Origin of the sequence: Tenacibaculum sp. nBUS_03 (assembly GCF_051201695.1) — a bacterium.
Lineage (GTDB): Bacteria > Bacteroidota > Bacteroidia > Flavobacteriales > Flavobacteriaceae > Polaribacter.
Genome location: NZ_CP179214.1, coordinates 1934304 through 1953983, shown reverse-complemented (window position 1 = coordinate 1953983; position 19680 = coordinate 1934304). Strand labels below are relative to the sequence as shown.

The window sequence follows — 19680 nt, the reverse complement described above, 5'->3', positions numbered from 1 at the left end:
GTTATATATTTGCACCCGCAATTAACAATTAAAGGGCGCGTAGCTCAGTTGGTTCAGAGCACTTGGTTTACACCCAAGGGGTCAGGGGTTCGAATCCCTTCGCGCCCACAACCTTGAATAGTTAATTGCGTTACGGGCGCGTAGCTCAGTTGGTTCAGAGCACTTGGTTTACACCCAAGGGGTCAGGGGTTCGAATCCCTTCGCGCCCACAGTGAAAAATCCTCTTCATTTTATTTGAAGAGGATTTTTTTGTTTAAAGGTGAATTTATAAAAACCTTTTGTAACTTCGTCAGTTCGAAATTATTTTGAGATTTAATGAATAAGCCAGTAATAACAGTTATAGGACTTGGATATGTAGGTTTGCCTTTAGCTAGACTTTTTGCAACAAAATATAAAGTTGTAGGGTTTGATATAAAAGAAGCAAGAGTAAAAGAATTAAAACAAGGTACGGATACGACACTTGAGGTTGATGATGGATCATTAAAGTCGGTTTTAGTAGAAGATTTTGGTAAGGAAAAAGGTCTTTACATAACTTCTGATTCAAAGTTTTTGAAAGAATCTAATTATTACATAGTCACTGTTCCTACCTCTGTTGATAAAAATAATCAACCTGTTTTGGCTCCCCTTCTTTCGGCAAGTAAAACAATAGCTAAATATTTAAAAAAAGGAGACATTGTTATCTACGAATCTACGGTTTACCCTGGGGCAACAGAGGAAGATTGTATTCCAGTTTTAGAAAAAGAATCAGGAATGAGTTTTAATAGAGATTTTTTTGTAGGATATTCACCTGAAAGAATAAGTCCCGGGGATAAAAAAAGAACAGTAGAGAATATTTTAAAGGTTACATCTGGTTCTACTCCTGAGATAGCTTTAAAAGTCGATAGTTTATATAAATCAGTTATAAAATCTGGTACACATTTAGCATCATCAATAAAAATAGCTGAAGCCTCAAAAATCATAGAAAATTGTCAGAGAGACATAAATATTGCTTTTGTAAATGAATTGGCTAAAATATTTAGCTTAATGAATATCAATACAACAGAAGTCTTAGAAGCAGCAGGAACAAAGTGGAACTTTTTACCTTTTAAACCAGGTTTGGTAGGAGGGCACTGTATTGGTGTAGATCCATATTATTTAGCTCAAAAAGCGCAACAATATGGTTACTATCCTGAAATTATTTTATCAGGCAGAAGGTTAAATGATAGCATGGGAGCTCATGTCGCCTCAGAAGTTATTAAGTTGATGATTGATAAGGAAGTAAAGGTCAAGGGAGCTGATGTGTTGATTTTAGGAGTGACTTTTAAAGAGAATTGTCCTGATATAAGAAATACTAAGGTGATTGATGTAGTTCATTCATTGAGAGATTTTGGAGTTAATGTAGAGGTGTATGATCCTTGGGTAAAGAGTATTGAATTACAAGATGAATTCGGTATAACTGTTATTGAGAATGTTTTTAGTAAGAGATACGAAGCTATTGTTTTAGCGGTTTCTCATAATCAATTTAAAAATTTAGATATCGGTAAATTGAAAGCTGAACAATCCGTAGTTTATGATGTTAAAAATTTTTTAAGTTTAAAAGATAAAAGTTTATAATGAAAAATTTTGCAATGGTTGGTGTGGCTGGATATATAGCACCTCGTCATTTAAAAGCGATAAAAGACACAGGAAATAATCTTGTAGCTGCACTTGATAAGTTTGATAGTGTTGGTATCATGGATAGTTATTTCCCTAAAGCTGATTTTTTCGTGGAGTTTGAACGTTTTGATCGTCATATTGAAAAAATAAAACGACAAAAGAATATACAGTTAGATTTTGTAAGTATTTGTACGCCAAATTATTTGCACGATTCTCATATTCGTATGGCTTTAAGAAGAGGGGCCGATGCGATATGCGAAAAACCTTTAGTTTTAAACCCTTGGAATGTAGATGCATTAGCAGATATAGAAAAAGAGTCAGGGAATAGAATTCATACGATTCTCCAATTGAGGCTTCATCCAAGTATTATAGCATTAAAGAACAACGTGGAGCTTAAGAATAAGCAAGGGAAGCACGATGTGGATTTAACCTATATAACCTCAAGAGGAGGTTGGTATCATGCATCTTGGAAAGGAGATGAAAGTAAATCTGGAGGAATAGCTACGAATATTGGGATACATTTTTATGATATGCTCTCATGGGTGTTTGGTGAAATTCAAGAAAATGTTGTGCATTTACGAGAAAAAGATAAAGCAGCTGGATATTTGGAGTTTGAAAAAGCCCGTGTTCGTTGGTTTTTATCCATTGACGAAGAAATGCTTCCAAAAGAAGTGAAAGAAAAAGGACAAAGGACCTATCGCTCCATTACTGTTGATGGTGAGGAAATTGAATTTAGTGGAGGGTTTACGGAGTTGCATACTGAAAGTTATAAAGAAATATTAAAAGGAAATGGATTTGGTTTGCAAGATGCAAAGCCGTCTATAGATATGGTGTATGATATAAGGAATAAAGAAATTGTAAATTTTGGGGAGAAACACTTTTTGATAAAGTAAGAGATAGGAATTTATTTTGCCAATTGTCTTACTCACAAAATGGTATTAAATTATCAGAGAATAAATTATGTGTCTTATGATTAGGTCTTGATAAAAAAGGAAATGACTTTGATTTACTAAAAATTAAAGCTTCGAAAGAAATAGTCCATGCGATTATAAACTATAAGCTTAAAAAAAGTTTAGAAAACCAGCTGTTTTTATACTAGAAAAATTATATTTGCCTGTTAAAAGTAAAATGAAAATGAAAATCGGTATAACTTTTAGTGCTTTTGACTTGTTACATGCAGGTCACATAAAGATGTTAGAAGAGGCAAAACGTGAGTGTGATTATTTGATTTGTGGATTGCAAACTGATCCAACTTTGGATAGACCAGAGAAAAATAAGCCAATACAATCAGTGGTGGAGCGCTATATTCAGTTGAAAGGCTGTAAATATGTTGATGAAATAGTCCCGTATGCTACAGAACAAGATTTAGAGGATGTTCTTCGTTCTTTTCATATTGATATACGAATTATTGGAGATGAATATGAAAATAAGCGATTCACAGGTAGAGATTATTGTGAAAAGAAAGGGGTAAAATTATACTTCAATAAAAGAGAACATCGCTTTTCAAGTAGTGGGTTACGTAAAGAAGTTGCCGAAAAAGAAACCTTAAAATCTAAAGATAAATAACAAATGAATATTGCTGTCATTGGCTCAGGGTATGTAGGTTTAGTCTCAGGTACGTGTTTTGCAGAAATGGGAAATAGAGTAACTTGTGTAGATATAGACCAAAATAAAATTGATAAATTACAAAAAGGAATCATACCAATTTACGAGCCTGGTTTGGAAAAATTGGTTCAAAAGAATATAGAAAAGAATAATATTTATTTTACCTCAAGCCTTGCGGATGCTATAGATACTGCAGAGATAGTTTTTATTGCGGTAGGCACACCCATGGGAGCTGATGGTTCGGCAGATTTACAGTATGTTTTGGCAGTGGCCAAAGAGATAGGTCAAAATATCAACAAGTATTTGGTGGTGGTGGATAAGTCAACCGTTCCTGTAGGAACTGCGGACAAGGTTGATTTAGCTATTCAAAAAGAAATAGATAAACGTGGGTTGAATGTTAAGTTTGATGTGGTTTCTAATCCGGAGTTTTTGAAAGAAGGGGATGCGATTAACGATTTTATGAAGCCAGACCGTGTAGTTATTGGAGCAGAGACAGAAGATGCTTTTCGCAAGATGAAGGAATTGTATAGCCCGTTTTTTCGTTCTCATGATCGTTTTATAACCATGGATATTCGTTCTGCAGAGATGACGAAATATGCTGCTAATGCCATGTTAGCCACCAAGATTTCTTTTATGAACGAGATGGCAAATATTTGTGAACGAGTAGGCGCCGATGTTAATGATGTGCGTATCGGAATTGGATCTGACTCCAGAATAGGGTATAGCTTCATCTATCCCGGTGCTGGTTATGGGGGGTCATGTTTTCCTAAGGACGTTAATGCTCTTATGAAAATTGCAGAAGAACATAATTACAATGCTCAATTGATTAACTCTGTTGAGGAAGTTAATAATAGGCAAAAATTAGTTATTGCCGAAAAAGTTGTAAAAAGATTCGGAGATAATTTAGTAGGGTTTACATTTTCTGTATGGGGATTATCTTTTAAACCAGGAACTGATGATATGCGTGAGTCTCCTGCGATTTATGTAATTAAAGAGTTGGTTCAAAGAGGGGCTTCAATTAAAGCGTATGATCCAAAAGCGATTGAAGAAGCTAAGAAATATTATCTGAAAGATATAAATGTAGATTACTTTGAGTCAAAATATGAGGTGTTAAAAGATTCTGACGCTTTGATTCTTTTAACAGAATGGAAAGAATTTCGTTCACCTGATTTCTCAGAGATAAAGAAGCAATTAAAATATCCAGTTATTTTTGATGGTAGAAATCAATATCTAGCTTACAACTTAGAAAAGAAAGGAATAGAATATTATAGAATAGGGAAGTAAAATGATTCTAAACAAAAAATATATTAAAATAGTATTTGCTAGCGTACTGTTTTTTTTAGGGGGAACTACAGTTAGTTCTCAAGATATGTATTCACAATTAACTCAAGTTAAGGTAGACAATCTTACAGATAGACAAGTCGAAGATTACAAGAGTAAAATTGAAAAGGAAGGTTATACGCTAGAACAAGCTTTGGCAATTGCTAAAACTAAAGGAATGTCTGAACTAGAAGTTCAGAAATTAAGGACTCGGATTAGGAACTTAGGGAACACAAATATCAATGAAAATACCAAAGACAAAGACAAAGACAAAGACAAAGACAAAGACAAAGACAAAGAATTGTATTTTGGATTAAAAGGAGGTGAGAAACAAGAAAAGAAAGAGAAACTTTTTGGGTATGATTTCTTTAACAACCCAAATGTTTCTTTCACTCCAAATTTGAATATTACAACTCCCGAAAATTATATTATTGGTTCAGGAGATATTATTTCAATTGATTTATGGGGTGCAGCGGAAGTCAATTATGAGGTTAAAGTAAACAGGCAAGGCGCTATAAATATTAAAGGAATTGGGTATATTCACCTAGTAGGTTTGCCAATTAAAGCCGCTAAATCTAAAATTAAAAATCATTTAAAAAGAATTTATTCAGGGATTGGAGCTTCACCAAATAGCTACAATAAAGTGAATATAGCAGTGTCCATAAAAGAAGTAAGGAATGTACAAGTTAGTATTGTTGGAGAGGTAAAAGTGCCAGGGTCATATTCTTTAAGTGCTTTTTCAACGGTCTTAAATTCCTTATATGCAGCTGGTGGCCCAACTAAAAATGGAACTTTAAGGGGAATTAGACTTTTTAGAGCTGGTCAAAAAATTGCTGAGTTCGATTTTTATAATTTTGTTGTAAATGGAGCTACTGATGGAAATATAACAGTTCAAGATCAAGATGTGATTATAGTTAAGCCTTATGAAAAGTTAATTTCTATTGAGGGAGCTGTTAAAAGGCCAGGTCTCTATGAAATTAGAGACTCTGAAACAGTTACAGATTTGTTAAAATATTGTGGTGGTTTTGTTTCAAAAGCATACAAAGAAAATATTGTCATAGAAAGAGTAAATGGAAAGCAAAAAGAAATAGTAGAACTACCGTTTAAAAAATTATCTACCGAAAAGTTAAAAGATGGAGATTTTATTCGAATTAATGAAATAGTAGATGAGTTTTCTAATAGATTAATAATAGCAGGGGCTGTATTTCAGCCAGGGAATTACGAATATAAAGAAAATCTATCGATTGATGCTTTAATAAATAAAGCAGCGGGAGTAACTAGAGAAGCTTTTTTAGATAGAGGTATTATTGTTAGAACTTATGACAAAGCCAACAAAGAAACCATATCTTTTTCATTAAGGAATAAAAATAAAAATTTATTTTTAAAAGAAAATGATAGTGTTTATATTTTTAATAAAGAGGAGTTAAAAGAAAAAGAGTACATAACAATAAATGGAGCTGTAAATAAAGCAGATAAATTCGACTTTATGAAAGGGATGCAGTTGGAAGATTTAATTGCGCTTGCGGGGGGGTTAAAAGATGGTGCAGACTCAAATGTTATTGATGTTTCAAGAAGATTAAAAGATGGTAGTTTTGAAACTATAAGCGAAAATTTTAATCTCAAGGCTAGTGAGAGTTTAAGTGGTAGTGCTAACAATAATTTTATTTTAGAACCTTTCGATATTGTTACTGTTCGTTATTTAAAGGGGTATACTAAACAAAAAACAGTTATCATTAAGGGGGAAGTTAATTTTGAAGGAGAGTATTCTTTAAAAGGTAAAAATGAAAAGATTTCAGATTTAATCAAACAAGCGGGAGGCCTAACAAAATATGCTTATGTAGAGGGGGCTTTTTTAACAAGAAGAAATGATGCGTTGGAAGATCAGAAACAATCAGCTATGATTTCTGATTTTTCAAAGAAGGATACCTTAAGTGTTATTGAAGTGGATACAAAAAAACTATTTAAAATTGGTATAGATTTAAAAAGAATATTAACTAAAGGAAATCAGGGGGCTAAGTTCGATTTAATATTGGAAGAGGGAGATGAACTTTTTATACCTTCAGAAAGACAAACAGTAAAAGTAGAGGGGGAAGTATTATCACCATCGCTAGTTAGGTATGATAAAAAGAAGAGTTTTAAGTACTATATAGAAAATTCAGGGGGATTTTCTGTAAATGCGAAAAAAAGTAGAGCGTATGTGATTTACCCTAACGGAGACATAAAAACAACGAAGAGTTTTCTGTTTTTTAAATCATATCCTGATGTAAAACCTGGATCCGTAATTTTAATACCTAAAAAGGCTGTAAATACTAGCAAAATGTCGGCTCAAGAAGTTATTGCAATTACAACAGGTTTAGCGACATTAGGAGTTTTGGTTAAGAATTTAACAGATAAGTAATTAAAAATGACTGAAAATAAGTGTGTGAATAATCCTGAAGATGAAATTAATTTATTAGAGTTATTTAAAATAATTCTAAAAGGTAAAAAAACAATAATCCGTTTTGTTTTTACTTTTGGATTAATCGGTTTTTTAATTGCAATTTTTTCTGAAAAAGAATATACGTCTTCAACTATAATTGTTCCACAAACTACAACTAGTAAAGTTGGGGGTAATATTGGTGGTTTGGCGGCAATGGCAGGTATTAATTTGGGCGGAGGAAATACTAATGAAAATATACCACCTAGTTTATACCCTAAAATTGTACATAGTCTCCCTTTTCTAAAGGAGTTATCAAGTACACCTTTGAGATTTTCTAACTTTAAAAAAGAAATTACTTATAAAGAATATTATCAAAAACATAAAAAGAGAAATATTCTTTCTTATGTAAAAAATTATACAATAGGTCTTCCGAGTAAGCTAATAGGTTTTTTTTCAAGCAAAGAAGAAATTTCAGAAAATGTTAGGAAAGATTCTATTTATAGAATATCAATAGACGAAAGTATAATTTTTAAACAAATAAAAGATCAAGTAACTTTAGAGATTAATAAAGATGGTTTTATTAAAATATCTTTTTCAATGTTTGAAGCTTTAGCTTCTGCTCAAATGACCAAAAAGTTACAAGAGTTGTTACAAAAAACAATAATCAATTTTAAAACACAAAAAGCAAAAAGTGAATATAAATTTATAGAGGAACGTCATAATGAATTAAAAAAAGATTTTGAAAAGAAGCAAGTAATATTAGCTAATTTTAGAGATAGAAACCAAGGTTTGATAACATCACGTTCTCAGACACGATTGGAAAGTTTAGAATCCGAATATAATTTAGCATATACGATTTATTCTGAATTAGCTAAACAACTTGAAACTCAAAAAATAAAGTTAAAAGAAAATACACCTGTGTTTAGAATAATAGACCCTGTTAGTGTGCCAGTTTTAAAATCAAAACCTAAACGAACTTTAATAATTGTTATCTGGATTTTTTTAGGAGTTGTTTTAGGTATAGGTTGGGTTTTTGGAAAAGAGTGGGTTAATAAATTAAAGGTTATTATTAAATTAATCTAGTGCTTACGGAGTTAGTTCTTAATGTTTTTTCTATTGAGGAGAATGCAGCCTATTTCGATATGTTGATTAATAATGGGTATTAACTTTTTCAAATCAAATTTTTACCTTGATTATTGTAATAAATTGATTTCTGTTTCATAGCAAAGTTATAATAAGGCAATAAAAAGAAATGATAGTATTTTTAGCTATTTTGTAATATTTTAGATGCTCTTTTTTTAATATACTTTAAAATATAAATGTTTTTTGTAAATAATGAATATTTACAATTTGAGTAAACTTATAAAGTTAGTATCGTAATTCAGATTTAAGTAGATATTCATATTGAATAACATGTTGTATTATGTGCTAATATATTCTTGAATGAACAAGTAAGTGTATTGATTATCTTAATATAATTTTGAAAGTAAAAAAAAACAATCAATTTTGATTACAGAAATGGATAAGCATACTATGATTAACCGTCAAATGAATTTAATATTATAGAATAATAATGTCATCAAATACTTAATTATGAATAATAAACCAAAGTATTCTTTTTTTTTAAATACTAAATATGCTATTGATGGATTAAGGCATGTTTTAAAAACTGAATCATCTTTTAAATTAGAATTGGTTATAGGCTTTTTTATATTAATTATCATATTCTTATTAGATTTATTACTTATTGATAAATATATATTAGTAATAACTCTAGTTTTAATTTTAATTGTAGAATTATTAAATAGTGCTATAGAAAATGTCGTTGATTTGGTTACAATTGAATACAAACCCTTGGCTAAGTGCGCCAAGGATATAGGTTCTACGGCTGTTTTTTTTAGTATAATACTACATGTTTCTGTTTGGATTAAGGCGATTATTTCAATTATAATTTAATGTTTAATATAAAAAGTATATTGTCTATATCGGTAATATTGATTGCCTCGAGATTTTCTTTGATGGTTTTTAACTTGCTTATTGTTAGGTTTTTACCTGTTGAGGATTATGGGAGATTAACCTATGCCGATAGTATTTTATCGTTAGTGACCGTTATTGGAGGTCTTGGTTTGCATACTATAGGTATAAAAGAAATAAGTCAAAAAAACGACAATTTCAATACTATATTTACAAATGTTGTTTCAGCTAGAGTACTATTTACTTTATTTTTGTCAATTTTATCTGTTTTTTTGTTTTACAATAAAGGCTATACCAGTAGTTTTATATTATTTAATTTTTTATTTACTTTTTTTCAAGTGCTATTAATAGACTGGTTTCTTATTGCAATAGATGCAAAAAAAGTATTGTTAATTTCTATTTTAAGTGGGTTAATAGGCCAATATATTTTGTTTTATTACTTTTTTGAAACAAATCAAATTACTATAGAAAACATAAGACTTTCCCAATTTTTAAATGTTTTCATCACAACTTCTATTATGTTTTTAAATTGTTTCAAACACTTTGAATTAAAGGAAATAAGAATTTCAAAAGTAAAAAAATATTTAAAGCTATCCTTACCTTTATTAGGATCTTATGCTTTTCAACAAACCTATTATGCCGGCATACCTATGGCTATAACTTCTTTTCTGGGTTTTTATGAAGTTGGATTATATGGTGCTGCTTCAAGATTAGCTCTTGTATTAGTTACTTTAAGAAATATTGTTTTGCAACCTTTGTCGAAAGACTTATATAGGTTTAACATTAATCAATACTTGACTTTTTTTAAAAAATATTTTAGAAACACTATTCTTCTTATTGTTTTTTACTATGTAACAATTTATCTCTACTCAGAAGAAATATTATATATATTATATGGAGATAAATATACAGGTAAAGAAATTATTAATATTTTTAGGTTAATGATGTTATTGCCGATTATATATTTTATTTTCATTGGTGATGGAGCAATACTTACGTCAACTAATAATCAAAAGTATATTTTATACAGTAGTTTATTTGCATCATTAAGTGTATTTAGTGTTCTTTTTATATTAAAAGATATTAGTAATTTTGTTGTATCTTTTTTATTTGCTGAATTACTCTATTTTTCCATAATGAGATATAATATTTTAAAATTAAAAAAACAACAATGTTTAAATTTATAACAGAAAAAGAATCAGCAGGGAGTGGAAGTGTTCTTGTTTTAGGTTCAGCAAATGGTTCAGGTAATTTAGGAGATGAAGCGATGTTTGAGTCATTAGCTTTTTATTATTACGAAAACTTTCCTCAAATAGATATAATTACAGATGCTTCATGCATGAGTTATAAAGCTCCTTGTGAAAATGTTAAAGAAATATTTCCTATGTATGGAGCAAATAGGACATCTTTTATACAAAGAGGTCTTGAGTTTTTGTTTCTTCACCTAACACCTAGATTGGCTATTTGGTACGTTAAAAATTTTAATTCAGATTTAAAAGATTACTATAAGAGCATCTTAAAATCTGAATATATCATTATTTCTGGAGCTGGTGCAATAAATTCTAGATATAAAGGATATGGTATTTATGGTTGGGGATCAGTAGTATTGTTAGCTAAAGCATTAAATAAAAATGTATATATTACTGGTCAAGGGTTAGGTCCGATTTACTAGTAGAGTTGATAAATTTTCAGTTTTGTCTTTTTTGAAAAAAGTCAATCATGTTAGATGTAGAGATAAAAAATCCTTTGATTTTTTATTAAAAAATAAATTGAAAAATGCATCTTTTTCTTTAGATGATGCTACTTTTATTCCGAAAATTGGACAAGATGATTTTGTATTATTAAAAGAAAAAAATAATATAAATAAAAAATATGTAGTACTTTCTTTACATGATTGGTATGATTCTGATAAGACAGCTTTTTTGCAAGAATGCAAAAAGAGTACAGACGACTTGTTAAAAAAGGGATGCCAAGTGGTCTTATTAGGTAATAAAATTAAGAATAAAATGAATGATATAATTTTTTTATCATCTTTTAAAAATAACTATTACCCTGATAATGAAGATGTTATTTTGTTGACTCCCCCTTACAGATCAAATGTTTCTAAAACTATAATATCTAATTCAGAGTTGTTAATAACTACAAGATATCATCCAGCAATATTTGCTTATGAAGAGAAGATACCAGTGATAGCTTTAGCTTACGATGCTTATTATATTCAAAAATTTGAAGGTGCTCTAATAAGCAGAGAGGATAAAAAATATTTGATAATGAAGTTTAATGAATTTTCAAATAAGGAAGTAAATAAATTATTTTAAAAATGGAAAACCCAATGATTTCTGTAATACTACCTGTTTATAATGGTAGTAAGTTCTTGTCTAATGCGATTGACTCTATATTAAATCAAACATTTGTAGATTTTGAATTTATAATTATTAATGATGGGTCCACAGATAATAGTTTAAAAATTATCGAAAGTTATCAAAAAAAAGACAAAAGAATTAAAATCGTTAGTAGAGGAAACAAGGGGTTAATAGAAACATTAAACGAAGGTTTTTCTTTAGCTAAAGGTAAGTACATTGCAAGACAGGACGATGATGATGTTTCCCATTTAACTAGATTTGAAAAACAAGTAAATTTTTTGGAAAATAATATTGAATATGCATTATGTGGTACTTTGTATAATGTGGTTGATGAAGAAAATAATTTTATTAGGAAACATTATTTGCCATCAACAAATGAAAATATTCAAAAACACTTATTTGATAGTTGTTTCGGTCATGGTTCGGTGATGATTAGAAGAGAAATGATACTTGATATGAAGTGGTACAGAAAAGAAGCTTTACATGTGGAGGACTATGATTTTTTTATACGGATAGCTCAAAAACATAAAGTATATAATATTCCTGAATTTTTATATGAGTGGTGCTTTAGGAATAATAGTGTTTCATATTCTAATTTTGAAATTCAACGTAATAAGAAGTATCTTGTTGGGGAATCTTTAAAGTCAGGTATTCCAATAGAAGAAATTAAACTAAATAAAGATACAGCTAGTCAAAGTAAAGCAAGATACTTTGATGCTTTGGGAGCTGTATCATTATTACAAGGCAATAAATTAGATGCATTAAGATTTTATTCAAAAAGCTTGAAAATAGATTTTACTTTAAAGAGGTTTATGAAGTTATTGCTGTCTTTATTAAGTAGGAAATTATGGATAGTAGTACTTGAAATAACTCAGAAAAGAAAATATCAAATTTAATTTTAAATGAAATCTGTATTCCTTTTCATATATTTATTTTTAGCTTTTATTTTCCCTAGGCTTGGGCCACTAAATGTTGTTGATGTTATAAATGTAAGCATTATATTCTATTTTATTTATAACAAAGAAACAAAAGGAATTTTTAATCTTTTTAGGGACGAAATACTATTAATGGTTTCGCTTGTGGTATTATGTACTTTATCACTTTGCCTTAATCTTATTATTCAAGATAGTGATGTTTCTATTTATTATGTTTATATTTTTATAAGATTGATTACGACTTTTTTAGCATCAGTATTAATCGTGTTTAATTTATCTAAAAAATTAACACATAGCTTAGCTACAAAATTTATTCCTTTTGTTTTTTTTTACATGCAGTAGTTATCTATTTTCAGATATTTAATGTTTTTAATTTAAAAGAGATGCTTATCAGTTTAGCTGTAAGTATGGATAGCAATTTAGTTGAGGAATATATGCTGTTGATATGGCGAGTTCCTGGTTTTTTTGGAGGATATGATAGCGCTAGTGTTTTTTCAGCACTTGGTATGGTATATTTGTATTTGAAAAAAGAAATTAATATTTTGATTAGGTATTTAATTATAATATTATTGTTTTTTACTTTTTTTATAACCGCAAGAACTGGCCTATTTTCGTTAATTATGGTTGCTTTATTAACAATTATGTTTAAAGCTTTAAGTTTAAGATTAAAACTTGGTCAACTAAAAGTTTTAATTGTTTCTTTTAGTATATTGGCTACCTTTTTTTATATTAACGATAATCACTTGATTGTACTTCCTGAAGAATATGAATTCGTTCAATCTGGAATTAACCGATTATTTGAAGTTTTTAGAAATGCCTCTACTACAGGAGAAATTAAGACTTCAAGTTCCGATACACTTCTAAAACACCACTATCATTTACCAGAAGACCTAAAAACATTATTAATTGGAAATACATTTAAATCGCATCAATTAGGTGTGTATTTCTTTAGAAGTGATGTTGGCTACATTGAATTAATTTATGGAGGGGGATTATTTGTCTTTTCTATAACATGTTGCTTGTTTCTTTTTATGTTGAAGAAAGTAGATAGAATGAAAAGGAATCAATTTAATTCTATTTTTGTTTTTTCTTTACTAATTATATTATTAGGAATGTTTAAAGGAAAATATTTAACATCTTTCCATTTTATTAACTTTGTGTTTTTTACTTACGCTCTAACTATTAATAATAAATTATATGAAAAAAAATAGCCTCCTCTTATTAGCTTTTATTCTTGCATTATTTTATTTAAGTGGTTATACACTTAATAATGTTGTAGAGAAGATGTGGCTACAAACTATAAAAGACTACATTATTTATATCCCTACATTTTTAATTTCTTGCTTACTTCTGTTTTTATTACTAATTCATAAAAACAAAATATTTAGATATAGTATTTATTTAGTGTTTTTCGTTTTTTTATTAATGAATTTAGTTTACAAAGAAATTAATGGCTATGGTTTTGGTTTGATGGAAGCAAGAGTTGCTTTAGCAGAATCTGATTTTGCTGGTGACGCCTTTAGTATGTATTTTAAAGAAATAAGTATTGCATTTTTTAAAGCTCTACTTATAACGTTTGCTCTTTTCGTTTTTTTAGAAATTAAAGCGAAAAAAATGAAAGCAAATGTAATTATTGTTTGTCTAAGTTTTATGTTTTTAACTTATGGTGCAATATCTAAAAAAGGAACATTGTCTAAAAGATTTAATGTTGTATTAAAAGTACCTTTTAATATATTATATTCTTTAAAAGGAAAGTTATATTATGGTCCAAGAAAAGAAGTAACAATTGAAGCTAAAGGAAAAAAAATAAAGAATATAATTTATATTGTTGATGAAAGTATTAGAGGGGATATCTTAGATGTTAATGAAAATAAAAATAATGTTTCTAATTACTTATATTCAATAAAAGATAGTATTATCAATTTTGGAACAGCAAGTTCAGCCTCTAATTGTAGTGCTAAATCAAATATCATTTTAATGAGTGGTATGCAGTTAAATGAAATGCCCGATATTAGTGAAACTATGTTAAAAAAGCCTAATATATTTCAGTATGCAAATGCATCGGGGTATAATACAGTATTTATAAATAATCAACCAACTGAAACTCAAAATTTTTTAACAAAGCACGATTTTAAAAATATAGATACTATTTACACTACTGTTAAGATTTACCCGAATAAAAAACTGTATGATATGGATATTACATCAATAGACTTTATATCCAGTGAATTAGCTAGTAATAAAAGTAATTTTTTCTATATAAATAAATATGGTTCTCATTTTCATTATGAGAATTGTTATCCTAAAGAAATGAAGTTGTTTTCACCAATTTTAGAAGAAAAAGAATGGGGTAATGATAAAGAGAAATTAAACAATAGTTATAAGAATTCTTTAAACTGGTCCGTAGATTATTATTTTAATATGCTAATTAATAAATTAGGGGAAAGAGATGATACTATTATAATTTATACTGCTGATCATGGTCAAAACCTTGGAGAGGATGAAAACTTAAAAACTAGCCATTGTAATACCGTGACAGCCACTAAATACGAAGCATCTGTACCTTTGTTTTTATTGCCATTAGGAGGTAAGCTTAAAAATGAATTATTATCAAAAATGAATTATAATAATTATAATAAAACAAGTCATTTTAATCTATTTCCTACCATTATGACGTTTATGGGATATAGTAATATTGAAGGGAAAACACTTTTTGATAAACAAGATGAAACTAGAAGTTTCATATCTGGTGATTTATTTAATAGAAGTAATATGTATATAAAGAAGGAGTTTGTTTTAGATAAATAAATTTAATGATGAAAAAATATATTTTATTTGGTGACGCTTCTTATAATCATGTTTTTAAATGGTATGAAGAGCTTAAACTAAATTTTGAAGTACATGTGGTTACTTTTGCTAAAAAAAGTGACATACCTTTTAAGTATGGCAATTTACATTCGATTGAGGCTGATGTAAATTCTGAAGGGGGTAATAAAAATCTTATATTATTACTTCCTAAGATTAAAAAGATATTTAAAAATATTAATCCAGTAATTGTTAATGCTCATTATTTAACTAGTTATGGATTTTTATCTGCTCTTTTAAAAAACAGAAATAATTTTTTCTTAATACAATCTACCTGGGGAACAGATATTCTTGTGACACCAAAGAAAAATATTCTATATAAAATAATAACAAAATATTCTTTGAATAAAGGAAATTTAATAACGTCCGATAGTCTATATATGACCGAAGTGATAAATTCACTATCTAAAAATAAAGTTTTAACTTTTCCTATGGGGTTAAAAAAAGAAAATTTAAAATACAATACTGTAAAGAATTCCTTTTTTACTTTTTTAAGTTTAAGAACGTTAAATGATAATTCACAAGTAGACATAATAATTAAAGCTTTTTCTCTTTTTGTGAAAAATATAGATAATAATTCAAAATTATTAATAGCACATAGAGGAGAGAAAGAAGAGGAGTTAAAAACTCTTGTGAAAAAATTACATTTAGAAGATCAAGTGATTTTTTTAGGTTTTTTAAAAGAGAAAGAATATGTAGAGGTTATAGTTAAATCTAATTGTTACATTAGCATACCCAAGAGTGATGCACTTTCTGTATCTCTATTAGAAACTATGGCAGCTGAGACAATACCTTTGGTGTCTAATATACCTGCCAACAAAGAATTTATCAATCTTAGAAATGGGTTTATTTTACCTCAAAATAATGAAAACTCTTTGTTTTTACAAATGAAGAAAATTTATTCATTATCAACAAAAGAGATTAATGAAATATATAGTTATAATAAAGAATTAATATTAAAAAGAGCTATGTTGAAAGATAACTTCTCATTTTATATTAAATCATTAGAAGTAGCATTTAATAAAAACAATAATGTATAAAGTATCGATAATTACTCCTTCATATAATTCTGAAAATTTTATTTCTGAGACAATTAAATCTGTACTTAACCAAACATATTCTAATTGGGAATTGATAATTGTAGATGATTGTTCAACAGATAATACAGAACAGGTTATTAAAGAATTTTCAAAAAAAGATGAAAGAATTAAATTTTTTAAAAATATAAAAAACAGTGGAGCTGCTGTTTCTAGAAATGTCGGGCTTGAGAATAGCACAGGAAGATTTATTTCATTTATTGATAGTGATGATCTATGGAACCCCACAAAGCTAGCAGAACAAATAAAATTTATGATTGACAATGTTATACCAATTTCTTTTACGAAATACTCACTAGTCGATGAATATGGTGTATCATTAAATCAAATAATTAATGTAGTTAAAGAATTGGGTTACAAAGATTATATGAAAAATACAATTATAGGAATGTCTACATCTATGATTGATACGGATTTAGTTTCAGAGTTTAAGTTTGAAAATATTAGAACAAGACAAGACACTTATTTATGGATAACTTTATTAAAAAGAGGTCATAAAGCCTTTGGAATTAATAAAACTTTAGTAAGTTATAGGGTTAGAAAAGACTCTATATCTGCTAATAAAATAAAAGCTGCTAGAAGAGTATGGTATTTATACTTTAATTTAGAAAAATTAGGCTTTATTAAATCCAGTTACTACTTTTCACATTATGTGTTTAATGCATTAAAAAAAAGATTATAATATGATACCATTTTCACCACCAAGAATAGACGATAAGATAGTTTCGGAAGTAGCCGATGCCTTAAGGTCAGGTTGGATTACTACTGGACCTAAAACAAAATTATTCGAGAAAAAAATAGCCAAATATTGCAATGTAGAAAATGTTTTAGCTGTAAATTCATGGACGACAGGAGCAGAACTGTTGTTATATTGGTTTGGAATAAAAGAAGGAGATGAGGTGATTGTTCCTGTATATACCTATTGTGCTTCTGCTAATATTGTTCGACATAGAGGTGCTAAAGTTATTATGGTTGATGTTAATTCTGATTTTGGAATCGATATTTCCAAAGTTGAAAAGTATATTTCTGAGAGAACTAAAGCTATTATTCCTGTAGATGTTGGAGGATTACCGATTGATTTTGATGGTTTAAAAGAGATTGTTAATAAGCGAAGAGTTATAGATAAATTTAATCCTCAAACAGAGAATCAGAAGAAATTAGGAAGAATTATGATTCTTTCAGATGCGGCGCATTCTTTTGGTGCTAAGTATAAAGGTTTGAATGTTGGTTCTGAGGTTGATTTTACCGTTTTTTCTTTTCATGCGGTTAAGAATCTTACTACGGCAGAAGGAGGTGCAATTTGTATTAATTTGCCTACTCCTTTTGATAATAAAGAAATATACAAGGAGTTGAATACTTTATCTCTTCATGGACAAAATAAAGATGCCTTGGCAAAATATCAAAAGGGTAATTGGGAGTATGATGTGATTGATGCTGGGTTTAAATGTAATATGACGGATATCTTATCTTCCATTGGTTTAGTCGAGTTTGCTCGGTATGAAACAGAAACTTTGCCAAAGAGAAAAAAGATTTTTGATATATATTACGAAGGTCTTAAGAACTGTGATTGGGTTGAATTACCAGTTTCTAAGGATACAAATAGGGAATCTTCTTATCATTTGTTTTTACTTAAAATTAAAGATGTTAGTTTAGAGGAAAGAAATAGTATTATTCAAGAGATATTTAAACTAGATGTTTCCGTAAACGTTCATTATAAGCCCTTACCATTATTATCCTATTACAAAAAATTAGGATATGAAATAAATGATTACCCCAAAGCAAAATCTATTTGGGAAAGAGAAATTTCATTACCTGTCTATTTCGATTTAAGTAACGAGCAAATTGAGAGGGTAATTAGTGCGGTAAAAAGAGCTTACTATAAAATAAAAAAAAATGAAACGATTATTTGATCTATTTTTTTCGTTTTTCGGATTGATGATTTTAAGTCCTTTATTAGTAATTATTGGAATAGTAATTATATGCACCTCAAGTGGAGGGGTATTTTATCGTCAAGTAAGAGTAGGAAAAGGAAATCTTGATTTTAGGATTTATAAATTTCGAACTATGAAAGTCAATTCAGATAAGCTAGGGTTACTTACCGTAGGAGGAAGGAATCCTAGAATTACAAGCATAGGGTACTATTTACGAAAATACAAATTAGACGAACTACCTCAATTGATAAATGTACTTATTGGAAATATGAGTTTTGTTGGGCCAAGGCCGGAAGTTCGTAAATATGTTAGTCTTTATTCGGAGAAGCAAAGAGAGGTTTTAAAAGTGATACCAGGAATTACAGATTTGGCATCTATAGAATATAGGGGTGAAAACGATATTTTATCAAAACAGTCGGATCCAAATAAGTACTACATCGAAGTAATTATGCCTCATAAACTGAAAATTAATTTAGAGTATTTGGAAAATCGAAGTCTGATGAAAGACATAGAAGTAATATTGAAAACATTTAAAGTGTTAATGAAATAAAAATAAACTCAGAAAATTTCTGAGCTTATTTTTTATAATTTAGCGATTGAATAAGTTTTATAATTATTATGAAAGGCATCATCTTAGCAGGCGGTTCAGGAACTAGGCTCTACCCTTTAACCAAAGGAGTATCGAAACAGTTATTACCAATTTATGATAAACCGATGATTTATTACCCGCTTTCGGTTTTGATGCTTGCTGGCATTCGGGAAATCTTGATTATTTCTACTCCACAAGATCTGCCAAATTTTAGAAACCTTCTTGGTGATGGTTCCGATTTAGGTATCAACTTACAATATGCAGAACAACCATCGCCAGATGGGCTAGCGCAGGCTTTTATCATTGGTAAAGAGTTTATAGGGAAGGATGATGTTTGCCTAATTTTAGGTGATAATATCTTTTACGGTCATGGTTTCTCTAAAATGTTACAAACTGCCATAAAAATAGTCGAAGAAGATAAAAATGCTACTATTTTTGGATATATGGTTAAAGATCCCCAGCGCTATGGGGTAGTTTCTTTTGATACAGAAGATAATGCTACTTCTATTGTAGAAAAACCAGTAAACCCTGCTTCCAATTATGCGGTAGTAGGCTTGTATTTTTATCCTAATGATGTCATTTCTATTGCCGAAAAGGTGAAACCATCCAAACGAGGAGAGTTAGAAATTACTTCCGTAAACCAAGCCTATTTAGAGCAAAACAATTTAAAAGTCTCTTTAATGGGTAGAGGTTTCGCGTGGTTAGATACTGGTACCCACGATTCCTTAATGGAAGCTGGGCAATTTATCGAAACCATAGAAAAACGTCAAGGCTTAAAAGTCGCATGTATTGAAGAGATTGCTTACACTATGGGATATATTGATAAAGTGCAATTAAAAAAATTAGCAGAACCTTTACTTAAAAGTGATTATGGGCAATATTTATCTCGTTTGTATTTATAATTTTATTGCCACCCTAAGTGATGGTCGAAGGATAGTTTGAAGATT

Annotated in this window: 18 protein-coding genes and 2 tRNA genes; all 20 read left to right on the top strand. The window is 29.1% G+C overall.

Annotated features, from left to right (window positions below):
- The first annotated feature begins 33 nt into the window (after nt 1–33).
- The 20 genes from ACMFBB_RS09145 to rfbA all read left to right on the top strand — a co-directional run bounded on the left by ACMFBB_RS09145 (nt 34) and on the right by rfbA (nt 19635).
- A tRNA-Val gene (locus ACMFBB_RS09145) sits at nt 34–108 on the top strand.
- A 26-nt stretch (nt 109–134) separates the two neighbouring features.
- Nucleotides 135–209, top strand: a tRNA-Val gene (locus tag ACMFBB_RS09140).
- A gap of 106 nt (nt 210–315) precedes the next feature.
- Nucleotides 316–1593 carry a nucleotide sugar dehydrogenase gene (locus ACMFBB_RS09135; RefSeq protein WP_435264095.1) on the top strand — a complete coding sequence of 426 codons (1278 nt, stop codon included), beginning with the start codon at nt 316–318 and terminating at the stop codon, nt 1591–1593.
- On the top strand, nt 1593–2528 hold the full coding sequence (locus ACMFBB_RS09130) for a Gfo/Idh/MocA family protein (RefSeq protein WP_435264094.1): 936 nt from the start codon (nt 1593–1595) through the stop codon (nt 2526–2528). The genes ACMFBB_RS09135 and ACMFBB_RS09130 overlap by 1 nt, the downstream gene beginning before the upstream one ends.
- Nucleotides 2529–2769: 241 nt before the next feature.
- The gene (locus ACMFBB_RS09125; RefSeq protein WP_435264093.1) at nt 2770–3201 is read left to right on the top strand and encodes an adenylyltransferase/cytidyltransferase family protein; all 432 of its coding nucleotides are present in this window, start codon (nt 2770–2772) and stop codon (nt 3199–3201) included.
- Nucleotides 3202–3204: 3 nt separating this feature from the next.
- A complete protein-coding gene (locus tag ACMFBB_RS09120) occupies nt 3205–4524 on the top strand; it encodes a UDP-glucose dehydrogenase family protein (RefSeq protein ID WP_435264092.1) in 1320 nt (439 codons plus the stop codon).
- Nucleotide 4525: 1 nt separating this feature from the next.
- A complete protein-coding gene (locus ACMFBB_RS09115; RefSeq protein WP_435264091.1) occupies nt 4526–6958 on the top strand; it encodes an SLBB domain-containing protein in 2433 nt (810 codons plus the stop codon).
- Nucleotides 6959–6964: 6 nt separating this feature from the next.
- The gene (locus ACMFBB_RS09110; protein WP_435264090.1) at nt 6965–8062 is read left to right on the top strand and encodes a GNVR domain-containing protein; all 1098 of its coding nucleotides are present in this window, start codon (nt 6965–6967) and stop codon (nt 8060–8062) included.
- 510 nt (nt 8063–8572) lie between these two features.
- Complete coding sequence (locus ACMFBB_RS09105) at nt 8573–8935, top strand: diacylglycerol kinase (protein WP_435264089.1); 363 nt, start codon at nt 8573–8575, stop codon at nt 8933–8935.
- Nucleotides 8935–10140 (top strand): oligosaccharide flippase family protein, encoded by a 1206-nt coding sequence (locus ACMFBB_RS09100; RefSeq protein WP_435264088.1) that lies wholly within the window; start codon nt 8935–8937, stop codon nt 10138–10140. Before ACMFBB_RS09105 ends, ACMFBB_RS09100 begins: the two co-directional genes overlap by 1 nt.
- Nucleotides 10125–10625 (top strand): hypothetical protein, encoded by a 501-nt coding sequence (locus tag ACMFBB_RS09095; RefSeq protein WP_435264087.1) that lies wholly within the window; start codon nt 10125–10127, stop codon nt 10623–10625. The genes ACMFBB_RS09100 and ACMFBB_RS09095 overlap by 16 nt, the downstream gene beginning before the upstream one ends.
- A 22-nt stretch (nt 10626–10647) precedes the next feature.
- Nucleotides 10648–11271, top strand: a complete 624-nt coding sequence (locus ACMFBB_RS09090; protein ID WP_435264086.1) for a polysaccharide pyruvyl transferase family protein — start codon at nt 10648–10650, stop codon at nt 11269–11271.
- 2 nt (nt 11272–11273) lie between these two features.
- On the top strand, nt 11274–12212 hold the full coding sequence (locus ACMFBB_RS09085) for a glycosyltransferase family 2 protein (RefSeq protein ID WP_435264085.1): 939 nt from the start codon (nt 11274–11276) through the stop codon (nt 12210–12212).
- A 422-nt stretch (nt 12213–12634) separates the two neighbouring features.
- Nucleotides 12635–13462, top strand: coding sequence for a hypothetical protein (locus ACMFBB_RS09080; RefSeq protein WP_435264084.1), 828 nt, complete (start codon nt 12635–12637; stop codon nt 13460–13462).
- The gene (locus tag ACMFBB_RS09075; protein ID WP_435264083.1) at nt 13449–15059 is read left to right on the top strand and encodes a sulfatase-like hydrolase/transferase; all 1611 of its coding nucleotides are present in this window, start codon (nt 13449–13451) and stop codon (nt 15057–15059) included. The genes ACMFBB_RS09080 and ACMFBB_RS09075 overlap by 14 nt, the downstream gene beginning before the upstream one ends.
- A gap of 5 nt (nt 15060–15064) precedes the next feature.
- Nucleotides 15065–16156 (top strand): glycosyltransferase, encoded by a 1092-nt coding sequence (locus ACMFBB_RS09070; protein ID WP_435264082.1) that lies wholly within the window; start codon nt 15065–15067, stop codon nt 16154–16156.
- Nucleotides 16149–16895, top strand: a complete 747-nt coding sequence (locus ACMFBB_RS09065) for a glycosyltransferase family 2 protein (RefSeq protein WP_435264081.1) — start codon at nt 16149–16151, stop codon at nt 16893–16895. The genes ACMFBB_RS09070 and ACMFBB_RS09065 overlap by 8 nt, the downstream gene beginning before the upstream one ends.
- A gap of 1 nt (nt 16896) precedes the next feature.
- Nucleotides 16897–18123, top strand: coding sequence for a DegT/DnrJ/EryC1/StrS family aminotransferase (locus tag ACMFBB_RS09060; protein ID WP_435264080.1), 1227 nt, complete (start codon nt 16897–16899; stop codon nt 18121–18123).
- The gene (locus ACMFBB_RS09055; protein WP_435264079.1) at nt 18107–18694 is read left to right on the top strand and encodes a sugar transferase; all 588 of its coding nucleotides are present in this window, start codon (nt 18107–18109) and stop codon (nt 18692–18694) included. The genes ACMFBB_RS09060 and ACMFBB_RS09055 overlap by 17 nt, the downstream gene beginning before the upstream one ends.
- A gap of 68 nt (nt 18695–18762) precedes the next feature.
- A complete protein-coding gene (rfbA, locus tag ACMFBB_RS09050; protein ID WP_435264078.1) occupies nt 18763–19635 on the top strand; it encodes a glucose-1-phosphate thymidylyltransferase RfbA in 873 nt (290 codons plus the stop codon).
- Nucleotides 19636–19680 lie beyond the last annotated feature (45 nt).

What these genes read in the sequence shown, in the direction of transcription:
- ACMFBB_RS09135 (WP_435264095.1), top strand. Translation starts at nt 316, where the DNA reads ATGAATAAGCCAGTAATAACAGTTATAGGACTTGGATATGTAGGTTTG.
- ACMFBB_RS09130 (WP_435264094.1), top strand. Translation starts at nt 1,593, where the DNA reads ATGAAAAATTTTGCAATGGTTGGTGTGGCTGGATATATAGCACCTCGT.
- ACMFBB_RS09125 (WP_435264093.1), top strand. Translation starts at nt 2,770, where the DNA reads ATGAAAATCGGTATAACTTTTAGTGCTTTTGACTTGTTACATGCAGGT.
- ACMFBB_RS09120 (WP_435264092.1), top strand. Translation starts at nt 3,205, where the DNA reads ATGAATATTGCTGTCATTGGCTCAGGGTATGTAGGTTTAGTCTCAGGT.
- ACMFBB_RS09115 (WP_435264091.1), top strand. Translation starts at nt 4,526, where the DNA reads ATGATTCTAAACAAAAAATATATTAAAATAGTATTTGCTAGCGTACTG.
- ACMFBB_RS09110 (WP_435264090.1), top strand. Translation starts at nt 6,965, where the DNA reads ATGACTGAAAATAAGTGTGTGAATAATCCTGAAGATGAAATTAATTTA.
- ACMFBB_RS09105 (WP_435264089.1), top strand. Translation starts at nt 8,573, where the DNA reads ATGAATAATAAACCAAAGTATTCTTTTTTTTTAAATACTAAATATGCT.
- ACMFBB_RS09100 (WP_435264088.1), top strand. Translation starts at nt 8,935, where the DNA reads ATGTTTAATATAAAAAGTATATTGTCTATATCGGTAATATTGATTGCC.
- ACMFBB_RS09095 (WP_435264087.1), top strand. Translation starts at nt 10,125, where the DNA reads ATGTTTAAATTTATAACAGAAAAAGAATCAGCAGGGAGTGGAAGTGTT.
- ACMFBB_RS09085 (WP_435264085.1), top strand. Translation starts at nt 11,274, where the DNA reads ATGGAAAACCCAATGATTTCTGTAATACTACCTGTTTATAATGGTAGT.
- ACMFBB_RS09080 (WP_435264084.1), top strand. Translation starts at nt 12,635, where the DNA reads ATGCTTATCAGTTTAGCTGTAAGTATGGATAGCAATTTAGTTGAGGAA.
- ACMFBB_RS09075 (WP_435264083.1), top strand. Translation starts at nt 13,449, where the DNA reads ATGAAAAAAAATAGCCTCCTCTTATTAGCTTTTATTCTTGCATTATTT.
- ACMFBB_RS09070 (WP_435264082.1), top strand. Translation starts at nt 15,065, where the DNA reads ATGATGAAAAAATATATTTTATTTGGTGACGCTTCTTATAATCATGTT.
- ACMFBB_RS09065 (WP_435264081.1), top strand. Translation starts at nt 16,149, where the DNA reads ATGTATAAAGTATCGATAATTACTCCTTCATATAATTCTGAAAATTTT.
- ACMFBB_RS09060 (WP_435264080.1), top strand. Translation starts at nt 16,897, where the DNA reads ATGATACCATTTTCACCACCAAGAATAGACGATAAGATAGTTTCGGAA.
- ACMFBB_RS09055 (WP_435264079.1), top strand. Translation starts at nt 18,107, where the DNA reads ATGAAACGATTATTTGATCTATTTTTTTCGTTTTTCGGATTGATGATT.
- rfbA (WP_435264078.1), top strand. Translation starts at nt 18,763, where the DNA reads ATGAAAGGCATCATCTTAGCAGGCGGTTCAGGAACTAGGCTCTACCCT.